The organism is Corynebacterium fournieri (assembly GCF_030408775.1).
Lineage (GTDB): Bacteria > Actinomycetota > Actinomycetes > Mycobacteriales > Mycobacteriaceae > Corynebacterium > Corynebacterium fournieri.
The window spans coordinates 1,450,341-1,465,442 of sequence record NZ_CP047210.1; the positions used below are offsets into that span (position 1 = coordinate 1,450,341).

15 protein-coding genes are annotated in these 15,102 nt (G+C 64.3%); 6 read left to right on the forward strand and 9 right to left on the reverse strand.

Annotation, left to right across the window (positions count from 1 at the left end; genetic code table 11):
• The first annotated feature begins 22 nt into the window (after positions 1-22).
• The 3 genes from mtr to CFOUR_RS07050 all read left to right on the forward strand — a co-directional run bounded on the left by mtr (position 23) and on the right by CFOUR_RS07050 (position 2,658).
• Positions 23-1,450 (forward strand): mycothione reductase, encoded by a 1,428-nt coding sequence (gene mtr / locus CFOUR_RS07040; protein WP_085958167.1) that lies wholly within the window; start codon positions 23-25, stop codon positions 1,448-1,450.
• A 320-nt stretch (positions 1,451-1,770) separates the two neighbouring features.
• Positions 1,771-2,190 (forward strand): hypothetical protein, encoded by a 420-nt coding sequence (locus CFOUR_RS07045; protein ID WP_085958168.1) that lies wholly within the window; start codon positions 1,771-1,773, stop codon positions 2,188-2,190.
• A 54-nt stretch (positions 2,191-2,244) separates the two neighbouring features.
• Positions 2,245-2,658: a hypothetical protein gene (locus CFOUR_RS07050; protein ID WP_085958169.1), complete on the forward strand. Its 414-nt coding sequence runs from the start codon at positions 2,245-2,247 to the stop codon at positions 2,656-2,658.
• Positions 2,659-2,786: 128 nt separating this feature from the next.
• Here CFOUR_RS07050 and map read toward each other — a convergent pair whose 3' ends face one another.
• The 5 genes from map to dxr are packed head-to-tail and all read right to left on the reverse strand — an operon-like array spanning position 2,787 to position 9,128.
• The gene (gene map / locus CFOUR_RS07055) at positions 2,787-3,686 is read right to left on the reverse strand and encodes a type I methionyl aminopeptidase (protein WP_085958170.1); all 900 of its coding nucleotides are present in this window, start codon (positions 3,684-3,686) and stop codon (positions 2,787-2,789) included.
• A gap of 54 nt (positions 3,687-3,740) precedes the next feature.
• A complete protein-coding gene (locus CFOUR_RS07060; protein WP_085958171.1) occupies positions 3,741-5,555 on the reverse strand; it encodes a penicillin-binding transpeptidase domain-containing protein in 1,815 nt (604 codons plus the stop codon).
• A 1-nt stretch (position 5,556) separates the two neighbouring features.
• Positions 5,557-6,720, reverse strand: a complete 1,164-nt coding sequence (gene ispG, locus CFOUR_RS07065) for a flavodoxin-dependent (E)-4-hydroxy-3-methylbut-2-enyl-diphosphate synthase (RefSeq protein ID WP_085958172.1) — start codon at positions 6,718-6,720, stop codon at positions 5,557-5,559.
• Positions 6,721-6,740: 20 nt separating this feature from the next.
• Entirely contained in the window at positions 6,741-7,949 is a 1,209-nt protein-coding gene (locus CFOUR_RS07070; protein ID WP_085958173.1) for a M50 family metallopeptidase, read from the reverse strand.
• 15 nt (positions 7,950-7,964) lie between these two features.
• A complete protein-coding gene (gene dxr, locus CFOUR_RS07075) occupies positions 7,965-9,128 on the reverse strand; it encodes a 1-deoxy-D-xylulose-5-phosphate reductoisomerase (RefSeq protein WP_085958174.1) in 1,164 nt (387 codons plus the stop codon).
• Between the two features lie 187 nt (positions 9,129-9,315).
• Here dxr and CFOUR_RS07080 point away from each other — a divergent pair, with 187 nt between their 5' ends.
• Positions 9,316-9,849 (forward strand): DUF2631 domain-containing protein, encoded by a 534-nt coding sequence (locus CFOUR_RS07080; protein WP_085958175.1) that lies wholly within the window; start codon positions 9,316-9,318, stop codon positions 9,847-9,849.
• Positions 9,850-9,917: 68 nt separating this feature from the next.
• Here the strand turns inward: CFOUR_RS07080 and rlmN are convergent, their stop codons facing one another.
• The 3 genes from rlmN to frr all read right to left on the reverse strand — a co-directional run bounded on the left by rlmN (position 9,918) and on the right by frr (position 12,599).
• Positions 9,918-11,021, reverse strand: coding sequence for a dual-specificity RNA methyltransferase RlmN (rlmN, locus tag CFOUR_RS07085; protein WP_085958176.1), 1,104 nt, complete (start codon positions 11,019-11,021; stop codon positions 9,918-9,920).
• Between the two features lie 75 nt (positions 11,022-11,096).
• Positions 11,097-12,035, reverse strand: a complete 939-nt coding sequence (locus tag CFOUR_RS07090) for a phosphatidate cytidylyltransferase (protein WP_085958177.1) — start codon at positions 12,033-12,035, stop codon at positions 11,097-11,099.
• A gap of 6 nt (positions 12,036-12,041) precedes the next feature.
• Positions 12,042-12,599 (reverse strand): ribosome recycling factor, encoded by a 558-nt coding sequence (gene frr, locus CFOUR_RS07095; RefSeq protein ID WP_085958178.1) that lies wholly within the window; start codon positions 12,597-12,599, stop codon positions 12,042-12,044.
• Positions 12,600-12,675: 76 nt separating this feature from the next.
• Between frr and CFOUR_RS07100 the strand changes: the two genes are divergently transcribed.
• A complete protein-coding gene (locus tag CFOUR_RS07100; protein WP_085958179.1) occupies positions 12,676-13,761 on the forward strand; it encodes an amidase family protein in 1,086 nt (361 codons plus the stop codon).
• Here CFOUR_RS07100 and pyrH read toward each other — a convergent pair.
• The gene (gene pyrH, locus CFOUR_RS07105) at positions 13,758-14,441 is read right to left on the reverse strand and encodes a UMP kinase (protein WP_413540800.1); all 684 of its coding nucleotides are present in this window, start codon (positions 14,439-14,441) and stop codon (positions 13,758-13,760) included. The genes CFOUR_RS07100 and pyrH overlap by 4 nt on opposite strands.
• A 113-nt stretch (positions 14,442-14,554) precedes the next feature.
• Here pyrH and CFOUR_RS07110 point away from each other — a divergent pair, with 113 nt between their 5' ends.
• Positions 14,555-15,037 (forward strand): hypothetical protein, encoded by a 483-nt coding sequence (locus CFOUR_RS07110; RefSeq protein WP_085958181.1) that lies wholly within the window; start codon positions 14,555-14,557, stop codon positions 15,035-15,037.
• The last annotated feature ends 65 nt before the right edge of the window (positions 15,038-15,102 follow it).

The window sequence follows — 15,102 nt, forward strand, 5'->3', positions numbered from 1 at the left end:
CATATATATAGAGGAGAAGATCATGCCCGCTCTCGCAAGCGACTTGCAGGATGCCACACGCTACGACCTGATCATTGTGGGGGCGGGTTCAGGCAACTCGATCCTCACTCCCGACTTCGACGACAAGAAGGTCGCGATGGTGGAAAAGGGCGCGTTCGGCGGCACGTGCCTGAACGTCGGCTGCATCCCCACCAAGATGTACGTGCTCGCCGCCGAAAAGGCGTACGCCGCCCGCGAGGCCGGCAAGCTCGGTATCGCCTTGGAGTACAAGGGTGCAGACTGGCCTGCCATCGTGGAACGCGTCTTTGACAACCGCATCGACCTGATCGCGAAAGGCGGCGAGGATTACCGCCGCAACGGCTGCTCGAACGTGACCGTCTACGACATGGAGGCGTCCTTCGTCGGACCCCGCACCCTGAAGACTGGACGTGGCGACGACGAGGAATTCATCACCTCCGACACGATCATCCTCGCGGCGGGCGCACGTCCGTTCATTCCCGAGTGGGCCCACGCTGTGCCGTTCCACACCAACGAAGACATCATGCGGCTCGAGCGCCAGCCGAAGTCTTTGACCATCGTCGGCGGCGGCTTCATCGCGATGGAGTTCGCGCACGTCTTTGACGCACTGGGAACGGAAGTGACCATCGTGAACCGTTCGCCGCTGCTGCGACAGCTCGATCAGGACTTGGCGACGGCGTTCAACGACCTCGCCACCGAGCGCTACTCCACCCACATCGGGCGCACCGTCGAAAGCGCCTCAAACAGCGATGAGGGCGTCACGCTCACGCTTGACGACGGCACCACGGTCACCTCCGAAGCCCTCCTCATCGCGACCGGGCGTGTGCCCAACAGCGACATCCTGAATGTTGCCGCCGGCGGGATAGACACCCACCCCGACGGCCGCGTCGTCGTCGACGAGTTCGGGCGCACAACCGCAGAGGGTGTTTGGGCGCTTGGGGATCTCTCTTCCCCCTATCAGCTCAAGCACGTCGCGAACGCCGAGCAGCGCGCCGTCACGTACAACGTGCTGCAGGCGTGGGAAAGCGGCGAGAATGCGAACCTCGTACCGATGCCGCACGATCATGTTCCCTCCGCGATCTTCACCCACCCGCAGATCGCCACTGTGGGACTGTCAGAGCAACAAGCAAAAGAGGCTGGCTTCGATGTCACCGTGAAGGTGCAGAACTACGGCGATGTCGCCTACGGCTGGGGCCTGGAGGATTCCACAGGCATAGTGAAGCTGGTGGCAGATCGGACCACCGGCAAGCTGCTGGGCGCACACTACATGGGGCCGCAGGCTTCTACTCTGATTCAGCAGATGATCACGGTAATGGCCTACGACCTGGATCTTCGCGAGTTCCCGCGGTCGCAGTACTGGATCCACCCGGCCCTGGCTGAGGTGACTGAAAACGCGATCCTCGGCCTTGACTTGACCTTCAAAGAACTCTAAACCTTCACTTCACCCCCTCTTTCGGGGGAAAGCACCAAAAGATACGACATATCCAGCACAACAGTCGAAAAGGCCACGTAAGCGTTATTTGCATTACCCAAAGCTTTTCAGCAAATGCCAAGGTTTCCAACCTTTGGTTGAACTTTTGGGAAACTTTCGTGCCCAACTTGCATTCAGCTGGAACCCGTCGGCTATTGTCGGAGCAGACACCGGGACCGAGCCCACCGGGCTTGCTACGGTCCTAGGAGCTCAATGCCCCTGGGATTCTTTGAATTCCACCCGGACGTCGTGCAAGAACTATCAGAGAAGGATTTCGTTTCATGCGTAATTTCCGTAAGGCAGCCCTCGCTGGCGCTACCGCCGCCGCAGTGGCATTCGGCTCCACCGCAGTCGCAACTGCAGCGGACGAGACCACCACCCCCGCAGCTGACGCGACCACCACCACCGCCGAGCGCGATACCCGCCCCGTGGACAAGACCGTCGACGGCAAGGAAGGCGTCGAGCCGGGCTCCTCCAACAAGATCGCTAACAGCGAGTGGCTCGAGTTCCGCAAGGACGACCAGCTCCAGGGCACCGACGGTGAGGCTCTCTTCGGCTCCTCCAAGGAGGGCTTCGAGGAGCAGCCGCGTTACGCCAAGGTGGCATACGGCGCAACCATCTTCACCGTTGTGTCCGCAATCATCGGTCTGGTCGTTGGCCCGCTGTACAACTACTTCGTCCACGGCGACTTCAACATCTAAGTTCGCGGATTTCCGCAAACCACTTCCAACTCACATTTCGAAAGAAGGAATACGATGCGTAACTTCCGCACCGCTGCAGTTGCTTCTGCAACCGCTCTGACCGTCATCGCTGGCGGCACCGCTATCGCCTCCGCTGAAGAGGCTGCCACCACCGACAGCAAGGACCGTCAGGTCATCTTCGCTGGCAAGCAGGAGGGCGACAAGTCCTTCGGCGAGGTCATCTCCGACGGCACCAAGGGTTCTGCTGATCAGAAGGGCTCCTCCCACTACTTCGACGACGCCAAAGAGCCGTTCTTCCCGACCGACGCTTTCGGCAAGAAGACGAACGCTGAAGAGGTCCCGCAGTGGGCTCGCTACTGGATCGACGGCTCCATCGTTGCCGGCATCGGCGCACTGGTTGGCCTGATCATTGCTGGCGCCAACTACGCCTTCTACAATGGCTGGCTGCAGCACCCGCTGAGCAAGTAAGCTTTGCGGCCTAGAGCCTGAAACCCCCGTTGCCTCTGGCAACGGGGGTTTCTCTTTATACAACCATGCTCAAAAATGGGGTCCGCACGGAGCATCCGTACAGACCCGTTGCTTTTATCTAGAGAACGCTACTCCCCTAACATGTGCTGCCCTGCGGCCACATCGGCATCCGGGATGGTGAGGATTTCGTTGCCGCCCTCGGTAATGACGAGGGTGTGCTCAAACTGCGCGGTGTACTCACCGTCGATGTTCTGCACCGTCCAGCCGTCGTCCCACACACGGTACGGCAGCTCGCCGAGGTTGATCATCGGTTCGATGGTCAACGTCATGCCCGGCTCAAGCACGTCCGTGTAGGCGTCAGAATCGTAGTGCAGCACCACGAGCCCGTTGTGGAACGTGGTGCCCACCCCGTGGCCGGTGAAGTCGGTGACCACGTTGTAGCCGAAGCGCTTGGCGTAGGACTCGATGACTCGGCCGATCACGTTGATCTCGCGGCCGGGCTTCGCGGCCTTGATGCCGCGCATGAGCGCCTGGTAGGTGCGGTCGACGAGGTCCTTGTGCTCTTGCGCCACCTCGCCAGCGAAGAACGTGGCGTTCGTGTCGCCATGGACGCCGTTTTTGTACGCGGTGACGTCGATGTTGACAATGTCGCCGTCCTGAATCACAGTCGTGTCGGGGATGCCGTGGCAGACAATCTCGTTGAGCGAGATGCAGCTGGACTTCGGGTAACCGCGGTAGCCCAGCGTGGACGGGTAGGCACCGTGCTCCACAAGGTAGTCGTGCACGATGCCGTCGATCTCGTCTGTCGTCTTGCCCGGTGCCACAGCGGCGCCGGCGAGCGCGAGCGCATTCGCGGCGATCTTGGAGGCTTCGCGCATCGCCTCGATGGTCTCCGGTGTTTGAATGACCGGCTCACCGACGTTTTCTTGTACCTCGTCCTTCCATGCGTATTCGGGGCGCTCAATGGACTTCGGCACCTTGCGCTCGGGGGTGGGTTTTCCAGGGGTGAGTAGACCTCGTTTATTCATGGTCTCAATGGTAGTCCTGCGGTCAAACAGTGCCGCACCTGCAAGCAGGCAGTCCTACTGTGCAGGCGCGTCGAGGTTCAGCAGCATCCGGTTGGTCAAGGCGACCGCCGCTTCAGAGCCGCCCCCGAGAACTACGAGAGTGGCGAAGGCGATGTCGTCGTCCGCCCGGTACCCGGTAAACCACGAGTGGGAGCCGCCGTTGATCTCGGCCTCGCCAGTCTTGCCCCGTATGTCGCCTCCCGCAGTCAGTCCGCCTGCGGTGCCGCCAGGGCCGGTCACGGCCGCCATCAGCTGGCGCAGCTCATCTGCGGCCCCCGGGTCAAGCGGTGCCGGAGCTTCGCTGAGTTGAGTCTGCTCCCCCTGCACCAAAAACGGCACTGGCATCGCGCCACGCGCGGCGGCCGCTGAAACGAGCGCCATACCGAAGGGACTAGCCAAGTCCAGGCCCTGGCCGTAGCCAGCCTCAGTGCGGTCGAGCGGTTCCTCGCCGTCCGGGATGGAGCCAGTAATGGTCTCCACACCCGGGATTTCCATGTCCACGCCGAGCCCGAACTGCTTGCCCACATCCTTGAGCTCGCCGGGCGCGAGCTTTGTGGAGATGTCGGCGAAAGTAGTGTTGCATGAGCGCGCGAACGCCGTTTCCAGCGGCACCGTGCCCAGGCCGAACCCCGCGTAGTTAGTCACGGTGCGCCCGAATATGTTCATCGTGCCCGGGCACGGCACGGACGAGCCGGGCACCAGCCCCTGCTTGGTCAGCCCGGCGAAAGCTGTCAGGATCTTAAAGGTCGACCCCGGCGGGTACTGGCCCATTGTGGCCAAGTTGCCCTCCGCGTCGGCGGCTGGTGTCTGCGCGATGGCCAGGATGCCTCCGGTGGAGGGGCGGATAGCCACGATCATGGCTTGTTGGCCCGCCACCGGCTCAAGCGCCATCTCGGCGGCGCGCTGCACGCGGTGGTCCAAGCTGATGTGTACCGCGGGTGCCGGGGCGGCGTCCTCGCGTGTGATCTCCTCGTAGGACGCGCCGTTTTCGTTGACCACGTCGACGCTCCAACCGGAGTCGCCCTGCAGGTCGTCGCGCACGAGCTCGCCCACCCGGGCCATGATGTCCGGGGCAAACTCTGGCTGCGCGTTGACCATCGCCGCCTCTTCGTTGAGGCGCACCCCCGGCTCGCCAGCCAGCGCCTGCTCGAACGCGTCGCGCGCAGGCGCAGGCACAACTGCCGCCGAAAAGGTACCGGAGGCGCCTTCGAGGTCTTTAGCCAGGCCCTCGGCGTCGCGCAGCGGCACGCCACGGTCAGCCTCGTGGGCCTGAGCCAACGCAGCGCTGATTCCCTCCGCGGCGGCGCTGGCAGAGCGCATTGCGTCGGTATCCACCAGCACGCGGTAAGCCGTGCCCGGCTTGAGCAACTCCACGCCGTCGGAGGAGACCACGCTGGCTTGTGCGGGAGCGACTGCGCGCAGTTCCAGATGCTGGTTCGCGCCCAGGCGCGGGTGCAGAAGAGACGGCTGCCAGCGCACGTTCCATTCGTCGCCGCTTTGCGTCAGCGTCATCTGCGCCTGATAGGTCAGGTCGCGCTCGCGCGGCAGCTGCCAGTGCATCTCGTAGGTGGCGGTGGCCAGGTTGCCGTCTTGGTGGACGTCTTCAAGCGTGGCTTCCAGCCCATCCGCCTGCAGCCCGCCCCAGGTTTCGTTGAGGGAGGTGTCGGCGGCCGAAGGATCGTCGATAAGCGAGGCGTTCACCTCGCGCTTTTCAAGCGCGCTCAAAAAGGACGCAGCGGCGGGTTCAGCATCATTAGGGCGCGGGGTGCAGCTGCTTATCGACGCCGCAAGCGCCACCACCGCCACCCCCGCAACACTGCGACGGAGCATATTAGCGCGTGACCTTGACCTCTGCCTTGGCGCCGGCGACCTCCTCGAGGCCCTCCTCCTCAGCGATGCGCTGCGCGTAATCGATGAGCGTTTCCACAATCTTGGACTCCGGCACGGTCTCCACAACCTCGCCCTTGACAAAGATCTGGCCCTTGCCATTGCCCGAGGCCACGCCGAGGTCCGCGTCGCGCGCCTCGCCCGGGCCGTTGACAACGCAACCCATCACGGCGACACGCAGCGGGAACTCCATGCCGTCGAGGCCCGCGGTGACTTCCTCGGCAAGCTTGTACACGTCCACCTGGGCGCGGCCACAAGACGGGCAAGAAACAATCTCCAGCTTGCGCGGGCGCAGGTTGAGCGACTGCAGGATCTGGTCGCCGACCTTGATCTCCTCCACTGGGTCCGCGGACAGGGACACGCGGATGGTGTCGCCGATGCCCTGGGACAGCAGCGCGCCGAAGGCGACGGAGGACTTGATGGTGCCCATGAACTTCGGGCCCGCCTCGGTGACACCCAAGTGCAGCGGGTAATCGGTCTTCTCCGCCAACTGGCGGTAAGCCTCCACCATCAGCACCGGGTCCGAGTGCTTCACAGAGATGGCGATATCACCGAAACCGTGCTCCTCAAAGAGGCCGGCCTCGTAGATCGCGGACTCGACGAGCGCCTCCGGCGTAGCCTTGCCGTACTTGGCCAGCAGGCGCGGGTCGAGCGAGCCGCCGTTGACGCCGATACGGATTGGGATGCCCGCATCTCCAGCTGCCTTCGCAACCTCCTTGACGCGGCCGTCGAACTCTTTGATGTTGCCCGGGTTCACGCGCACCGCGGCACAGCCAGCGTCGATCGCGGCGAAGATGTACTTCGGCTGGAAGTGGATGTCCGCGATCACCGGGATCGGGGACTTCGCGGCAATCGCCGGCAGCGCGTCCGCATCAACCGTCTTCGGGCAAGCTACGCGCACGATGTCGCAGCCAGCGGTGGTCAGCTGAGCGATCTGCTGCAAGGTGGCGTTGACGTCGTGCGTCTTCGTGGTGGTCATCGACTGCACGGAGATCGGGTGATCGGAGCCGACGCCGACATCCCCCACCATCAGTTGACGAGTCTGGCGGCGCGGAGCCAACGTCGGTGCCGGGCCTTCTGGCATACCTAATCCGATGGGGGTGTTCATGGTGGCTAACTCTAGCACCGTCAGCCAAAAATTCTGACGGGGTTGACCACGTCCGCGGCCATCACCAGCACACCCACTCCAAGCAGCAGCGCAGCCATGGCATACGTCAAGGGCATGAGCTTTTCGTAGTTGGCGGGCGGCCCGGGCGGCAGGCCCCGGAGGCGTCGCAAGGCATCGCGAATCTTTTCGTACAGCACCACCGCAATGTGCCCGCCGTCCAACGGCGGCAGCGGCACGAGATTGAACAGCGCGAGGAAGAAGTTCAGGCTGGCCAGCATCATCCAAAACGCCGACCACATGTTCTGCTCCGCCAGCTCGCCGCCGGTGCGCGAGGCGCCGATCACGCTGACGGGGCCGTCGATGTCGCGCTCCCCGCCGAAGATGGAGGCCACCACCCCAGGGATCTTGCCGGGGAACGACACGATGCCGTCCACCGTCGCACGCAGCATCTGTCCTGTAAATCGCAGCGTGGCGGGCACGGCCTCAGCAGGCCCGTACGCCTTTACCGCGTCTTCCACGGGGGCGGCGACGATGCCGACGGCCCCGGCGGCTATCTGCTCACCGGTGCGCGGATCGATGCGTTCGACCTCGCCGACGGTCAGATCGATGGTCATCGGTTGGCCATCGCGCACAACGTCGAGCGTGACCGTCTCACCGGGTTTGTCAGCGACGGCCTCGCGCAGATCCGCGAACCGCTCGAGCTCCTGCCCGTCCAGCGCGACAAGCGTGTCTCCCGAGCGCACGCCGGCCTGCCCTGCAGGCCCCGGCCCGGAGCACTCCCCCAGCGTCTGCGCATCAACCTGGTCTGCAACGCACACCGTCTCACCCACCCGCGGGGTGAAGTCCGCGTCAGGGTTGGGGATGCCGGAGAATATGGCCACGAAGTAGGTGATGACCACGCCGATGAGCAGGTTCATCGCAATGCCGCCAGAAAGCACGGCGACACGCTGCCACGCAGGCTTGTTTACCATCGCGTGGGGCGCCTCGTCCGGCGTGACCGGATCCATCGCGGTCATGCCCGCGATGTCGCAGAAACCGCCGAACGGCAGCGCGGCTATGCCGTACTCGGTGTTGCCTTTTGTTGTCGACCACACCGTGGGGCCGAAACCGATGAAGTAGCGTCGCACTCGCATACCGAAGGCCCGGGCAGTGAACATGTGCCCGGCCTCGTGCAGTGCGATGGACACGGCGATCGCCAGAGCGAACGCCACAATGCCTAGAGCACCCACAAAACCCCTTTGACGCTACGCGTCAGCGAAACGCTCGACCACAGCTGCGGCGCGCTCGCGGGCGCGAGCCTCGGTGCGCAGCACAGCGTTGACGTCGGCCGGAGCCTCCGCGAAATCCCCGGCACCGTCGAGGACCTCCGCGATCACGTCGACGATGTAGGGGAACTTCAACCGGCCCTGCACGAAGCCGTCCACAGCAACTTCGTTCGCCGCGTTGTAGATCGCCGGGTACGGATCCCCCTGCTGTGCCGCCTGGCGGGCCAGTCGCACCGCGGGGAACGCATCGTCGTCAAGCGGCTCGAAAGTCCACTCAAAAGCTTTGGAGAAGTCCAGCGCCGGCTGCGCCCCGGGGATGCGGTTCGGCCAATTCAGCGCATGAGAGATCGGAAGGAGCATCGACGGCGGCGACGCCTGGGCGATAGTCGCGCCATCTTTGAAGGTGACCATCGAGTGCACGATGGACTGCGGGTGCACCGTCACGTCGATCTTGTCCGGTTCGACGTCGAACAGCAGCGAGGCCTCAATCAACTCGAGGCCCTTATTCACCATCGTGGCCGAGTTCAGCGTGTTCATCGAGCCCATCGACCACGTCGGGTGTGCAAGCGCTTCCTCGAACGTGACATCCATCAGCTGCTCGCGAGACTTGCCCCTAAACGGCCCGCCGGACGCCGTGAGCACGAAACACTCCACTTCCTCGCGCTTGCCGGAGCGCAGCGCCTGGGCCATAGCGGAATGCTCCGAATCCACGGGCACGATTTGCCCCGGGCGCGCCGCCTCCAAGACGAAGCGTCCGCCAGCGACAAGCGACTCCTTGTTCGCCAACGCCAGCGTCGCCCCCGCTTTCAGCGCCGCCAGCGTGGCCGGCAATCCGGCGGAACCGACGAGTGAGTTGAGCACTAAGTCCGCTTCCTGCGACTCCACTAAGGCGGCCGCGCACGCGTCGCCGGTGATGACGAAACCGCCGAGCTCCTTGGACACCTTCTTCGCGCCCTCCAAGTCGCGCACAGCGACCTGGTCAGCGCTCAGCCCAAACTCAAGGGCTTGCTCGATCGCCCGGTCGGGACGAGTCCCGCCGGTGGCAAGGCCGACCACGTTGAATTGGTCGCGATGCTCGCGGATCACATCAATCGCCTGTGAACCGATCGAACCAGTTGAGCCCAAGATGATTACATTCTTCACGCACCCATTGTGCCATGAATGGGCGCATTCTGGCACTATGCGGCCACAATCGCGTGGACGGTGGTGCGAAAGTTTGAACACATTGGGGGTAACGTGTCCCCGTTCGTCCACCCTGTGTGCGATGATAGGCGCTGACAGTTTTTACCAATCTTGGCAACCGCTACCCACGCTTTGAAGGAGCATTCCAGTGGCCCACGCGAAGGACAACGCACCGCAGGTGTACAACGGCGTTTCTGAGGCGGATGTTCCGTCCGCTCGTTTCGGCTGGAGCGCGTTCACTGACCGCACCATCCAGATCGCTGGTTGGATCTCCGTCCTGTTCCTCATCGCCTACAACTTCGGCAACCACCAGGGCCACGTTGAGACCATCTGGCTCATCGCCCTCGCTGTGCTGCTGGCACTCGGCCTGATCCTGCACGCCACCAAGCCGAAGTTGAGCCAGGTGCGCACCGTCACCTCCCACAACAAGCCGGTGGGCCACCAGGAGCCGGACTGGATCTACAACCAGGCCACCCTCTCCGGTGACGTGTACGAAAACCTCACCGACTCCCAGCTGCGTTCCCTCAACATCGAGCCGGGCCGCGTTGCTCACCTGCGTCCGGCGCACGGCCAGGAGCGCGTGGTCGAGCGCACCGCCGCCCGCCCGGTCGAGGCTGCGCACCAGCGCGAGGACGTCGAGGTCGTCACCGTCGAGCCGACCCACGGCAAGCACCGCATCTAAGCCTGACGACGAAAACCCCGCCGGTTATCCAACCGGCGGGGTTTTTCCGTCCCCAAAGAGGCGGCGAGCTACACCGCCTTCTCGTCGGCCGCGAGCTGACCGCACGCGGCGGCGATCTCCTGCCCCTTGGTGTCGCGCACTGTGCACGGCACGCCCTGAGCTGCCACCCGGCGCACGAACTCGTCCTGACGCGCCTTCGGGGAGGCATCCCACTTCGAGCCCGGCGTGGGGTTGAGCGGGATGACGTTGACGTGCACCAGCGAGCCGAGCGCCGAGTGCAGCTTCTTGCCCAGCATGTCCGCGCGGAAATCCTGGTCGTTCATGTCGCGGATCAACGCGTACTCGATGGAGACGCGCCGGCCGGTCTGGTCCGCATAGTAGCGGGCAGCGTCGAGCACCTCCGCAACCTCGAAGCGGTTGTTCACCGGGACAAGTTCGTCGCGAAGCTCGTCGTCAGGCGTATGCAGGCTCACAGCCAGGGTGCAAGACAGCCCCTCGTCCGCGAGCATGCGGATCTGCGGCGCCAGGCCCACGGTGGAGACGGTGACGTTGCGCTGGGAAATGCCGAAGCCGTCCGGGGAAGGCTGCGTAATCTGCCGCACTGCGGAGACAACACGTTTGTAGTTGGCCAGCGGCTCCCCCATGCCCATGAACACGATGTTGGACAGGCGCGAGCCCTCGGCCTGCATCATTGCCGCGGCTGCGCGCACCTGGTCCACAATCTCGGCGGTGGACAAGTTGCGGTCCAAGCCGCCCTGGCCCGTCGCGCAAAACGGGCAGGCCATGCCACAGCCAGCCTGGGAGGAGATGCACAGGGTCGCCCGGCCCGGGTAGCGCATGAGTACGGATTCCAACAGGATGCCGTCGTGAAGCCGCCACAGCGTCTTCGTCGTATCGCCTTCGTCGGTCTCAATCGTGCGCACCGGAGTGAGCAGCGTGGGAAACAGCGCGTCCTTGACGGTCTGGCGCTGCGTCTCGGGCAAGTCCGTCATGGTCAACGGATCCGCCTCGAACTTGCCGTAGTAGTGGCGCGCGATTTGGTCTGCGCGGAACTTGGGCAGGCCAAGCTCCTTGAGCGCGTCGATGCGCTCTTGTTTGGTCAGGTCTGCGAAATGCTTCGGCGGCATGCCGCGCTTCGGCGCGAGCAGCTGGATCTGGGGGAAATCGCTCATAGTGCGCCCCATCTTGGCACGCTGTGCCGGGAATTTCGAATCTGGCGCTGGCCGGGCACGCGCTACAAACCGCAGTTAGCCGTTCATCAAAGAGATGGCGGTGAGCAGGATGTACGTGGCGGCGGCCGCCGGCAGCATCCCGTCAAGGCGGTCCATGATCCCGCCGTGGCCAGGCAGCAAGTTGGACATGTCCTTAATGCCCAGCTCGCGCTTGAACTGGCTTTCCACCAAGTCGCCCATCGTGGCGCAGATGACCAAGGCGATACCGAGCACGACGCCCATCCACCACGGTCCATTGATGAGGAAGTTCACCACCAGGACCCCTGTGACGATGCCGGCCGTCATGGACCCGGCAAAGCCCTCCCAGGACTTGTTGGGGCTCACCGCTGGTGCCATCGGGTGTGAGCCGAACATCACGCCCGCGGCGTAACCGCCGACATCGTTGGCCACCACGCACAGCATGAATGCGACAATGTAGGCGGAGCCGTCCACCCCTGCCTCGGTAATGAGGGAAATCATCGCGGCGAATGTGCCGAACAGCGGGATCCACGCCAGCACAAAAATCGCCACCGCGGTATCGCGCAAGTAGTTCTCCGGACGGGCGTGCCTGCCGCGGTGGAACATCCCCCAGAACATCACCACGAGCACAGTGAAGGCGAATCCGGACACCAACCCTGAGGTGCCGTAGGGCACAGACAACCACAGCATGGCCTGCCCCAAAATGATCAGCAGCGTGCGGGGCTGGACGTAGCCGGCCTCGCGCAGCCGCGTCATCACCTCCCACATCGCCAGCGCCACAGCGGCGGCAACGAGCGGGTACCACGCCACCGGACCTATCCACACGGCGGCGATGACCAGCGCGCCGAGCACCACCCCCGTCGTGATCGCGGCCGGCAGATCGCGCCCCGCCTTATTTTTCGGTTTCGGGGCATGGGTGGGCCAGCGGCTCGGCGATGCCTCTGCGGGTTCCGCTGCTTGGGTCGGCTCAGTAGGGTCCGTCTGCGCCTCAGACACGTCGGTTTAGACCTCCAGCAGCTCGGACTCCTTGCGCTGCACAAGCTCGTCGATCTGGCCGACAAAGCCCTGGGTGGACTTGTCCAGCGCCTTTTCGGCGGTGGTGACCTCGTCCTCGCCGGCGTCGCCGTCCTTCTGAATCTTCTTCAGCGCTTCCATGCCCTGGCGGCGCACGTTACGGATGGCAATCTTGCCTTCCTCGCCCTTCTGCTTGGCCATCTTGACCAGGTCCTTGCGGCGCTCCTCCGTCAGCTGCGGGATGGTCACGCGGATGACCTGGCCGTCGTCCGTCGGGTTGACGCCGAGGTCGGAGTTGCGGATGGCGTTTTCGATCTCGCCCATGGTGGACATGTCGTACGGCTTGATCAGCAGCATGCGAGGCTCCGGCACCGAGATCGTGGCCATCTGGTTGATCGGGGTGGGCGAGCCGTAGAAGTCCGCCATCACGCCGTTGAACATGGCCGGGTTCGCGCGGCCGGTGCGGATGGTGGCAAGCTCGTCGCGGGTGTGCTCGACGGAGGAGGTCATGCGCTCTTCAGCGTCCAGCAAAACGTCATCAATCATGGTGTTACCCCTATCTTTTCTCGGGTTTGCGTCCCCCTTAACTTACCAGCGCGGAGCGCGAGCCTAGACTGTCGCCATGCCGCACCCAGCCTTCACATTCGTCGCCGAAGCGGGCACTGCGCTGACAGGGCCGGCCGGCGGGCGTCTTTCTGGCTGGCGGATCCCAGTCAAGGACGGCACGGATGTCGCGGGCATGCCCACCACTAACGGCAACCCCGCCCGCGCGTACACCGCGAGCGACACGGACCCGTTTGTGCAGTTGCTTATCGACGCAGGCGCAAGCGTGACCGCCAAAACGTTGACGTCTGAACTGGGCGCTACCTGCTACGCGGAGCGACCTGGTGTGCCCGTGCTCGAGTCCCCTGCCTACCCCGGCTGCACTCCCGGCGGGTCCTCCGCGGGCGCCGCAGTGGTCGTAGCCGACGGGACGGAACGCGCGGCGCACGGCACCGACGCGGGCGGGTCCATCCGTGTGCCAGCCGCCGCCTGCGGGGTGGTGGGGCTGAAGCTTGCCAGCCGGCAACTCCCCGCCCACGGCTTTCTCACCCGCAACGTCGGAGACCTAATTTCACTCACAGGCTGGGAGGTTCCGGCTCCGCGCAGGCTGCGCATCGGCGTGCTCACCCGCGGCGTGTTCGCCCGCCCAGAAGTCTCGGACAGGCGCGGAGCTGACGTCGAAAAGCTCGCTGCACTCTTAGGCCGCCGCCACGACGTCGTTGAAATTTCCCCCTACGCCGAATCGCGTGAAACCTACGCCCACTTCAGCACCCTGATCCAGCACTCGTTCAAATCCGTCGATCCGCTGGACAGCGAATACATCGGGTGGTTGTGGGAAATGGCGCGGCGGCTCACCCCGGAACAGATCGGCGCGGCGCGCGCGCACGCGGGTGAACTGCTTGGCCTTGTCGCGGCGCAATGGGACGTCGATGCGGTGCTCTGCCCCACCCTCGCGTACGACCCGCCGCCGCTCGGCTATTTTTCCGCGCTGAGCCCCGCGGAGAGTTTCCACGCGCAGACCGAGTGGTCGCCGTGGTGCTCGGTGTTCAACATGCTGGGCACCCCCGCCATTGCCCTTGCGGATGTACACCTCGGCAGCCTGCGGCTGTCTGGCCCGGAGCTGCTCGGCCTGGCGCTAGAGGCCGAGCGGTTGCTCACCGACTAGGCCACGAGCGTTCCCACCTGCTCTCCGGAGACAGCGCGGGCAATGTTGCCCTCCTCCAACAGGTTGAACACCAAAATGGGCATGTTGTTGTCCATGCAGAGGCTAAACGCCGTGGCGTCGGCCACCTTCAAACCGTGCTCGATCACCTCGCGCGGGGAAATCTCCGAGTACATCTTCGCGTCCGGGTTTTCGCGCGGGTCGGAGTCGTACACGCCGTCGACCGCCTTGGCCATCAGCAGCACCTCGCAGCCGATCTCCAGGGCGCGCTGTGCGGCCGTGGTGTCGGTGGAGAAGTAAGGCATGCCCATGCCGGCGCCGAAGATGACCACACGGCCCTTCTCCAGGTGACGCGCAGCGCGCAGCGGCAGGTATGGCTCTGCAATCTGCGCCATATTGATAGCGGTTTGCACGCGGCAGTCCACGCCCATCTGCTGAAGGAAGTCCTGCAACGCGAGACAGTTCATCACCGTGCCCAACATGCCCATGTAGTCCGAGCGCGCGCGGTCCATCCCGCGCTGCTGCAGCTGCGCACCACGGAAGAAGTTGCCGCCGCCGATGACCACTGCCACCTCGGTGCCGCCGCGTGCCACATCGGCGATCTGGCGGGCAACGGACTCGACCACGTCCGGGTCGATGCCGACCTTGCCACCACCGAACATTTCACCGCCCAACTTCAGCATCACTCGCTTGAAACCGGTACGCGTTAGCGCCTCAGTCACGTTATTTCAGCTCCTTGTCATCTGGGGTACGGTTACGCTCAACGTCATCTTACGCGGAGCGAACGGAGATCCCGATGTACCGGCTCAACACCCATTTCCCCAGCGGGCGGCGCGGCCACGGTCGCGCAGCGATCGCGTTGGCGTCGTGCGCAGCGGCCGGTGCGTCCCTCATCGGGTGCGGGATCATCGAGGCCAACGCCGACCGCGCCGAGGCGCTGGCGGAAGCCCTCGAAGCCTCAGACGGCAACGGCCCGATCACACTGCCGGTCAGGGAGATTTACCCCGACACGCATCAGGTCGTGCTGGTGTGCCCCTATGGCGGCGCCGCAGCCAACAAGCTGCTCGGCTTCGAAACGTTCACGGTCCCCGAAGACACATCGGAGGGCAGCAACTGGGTTGCCGTGAAAGAACCCAACGGCAGGGTGGTCAAAGTGGAAATGCACCGTGCAGACATTGACCTGTGCGCCAGCGCCCCGTTCGCTGCCGAAGATGTGGGCACCGACGGGTCGCTCACGTTCGAAAAGCACGGCAGGACGTGGGAACTGACCGGCTGGTAGGCGGGCGGAGCTTCGTCGCAAAGCAAAAGCCCCGGCCGAAGCCAGGGCAGCTGCACTAAGGTGGA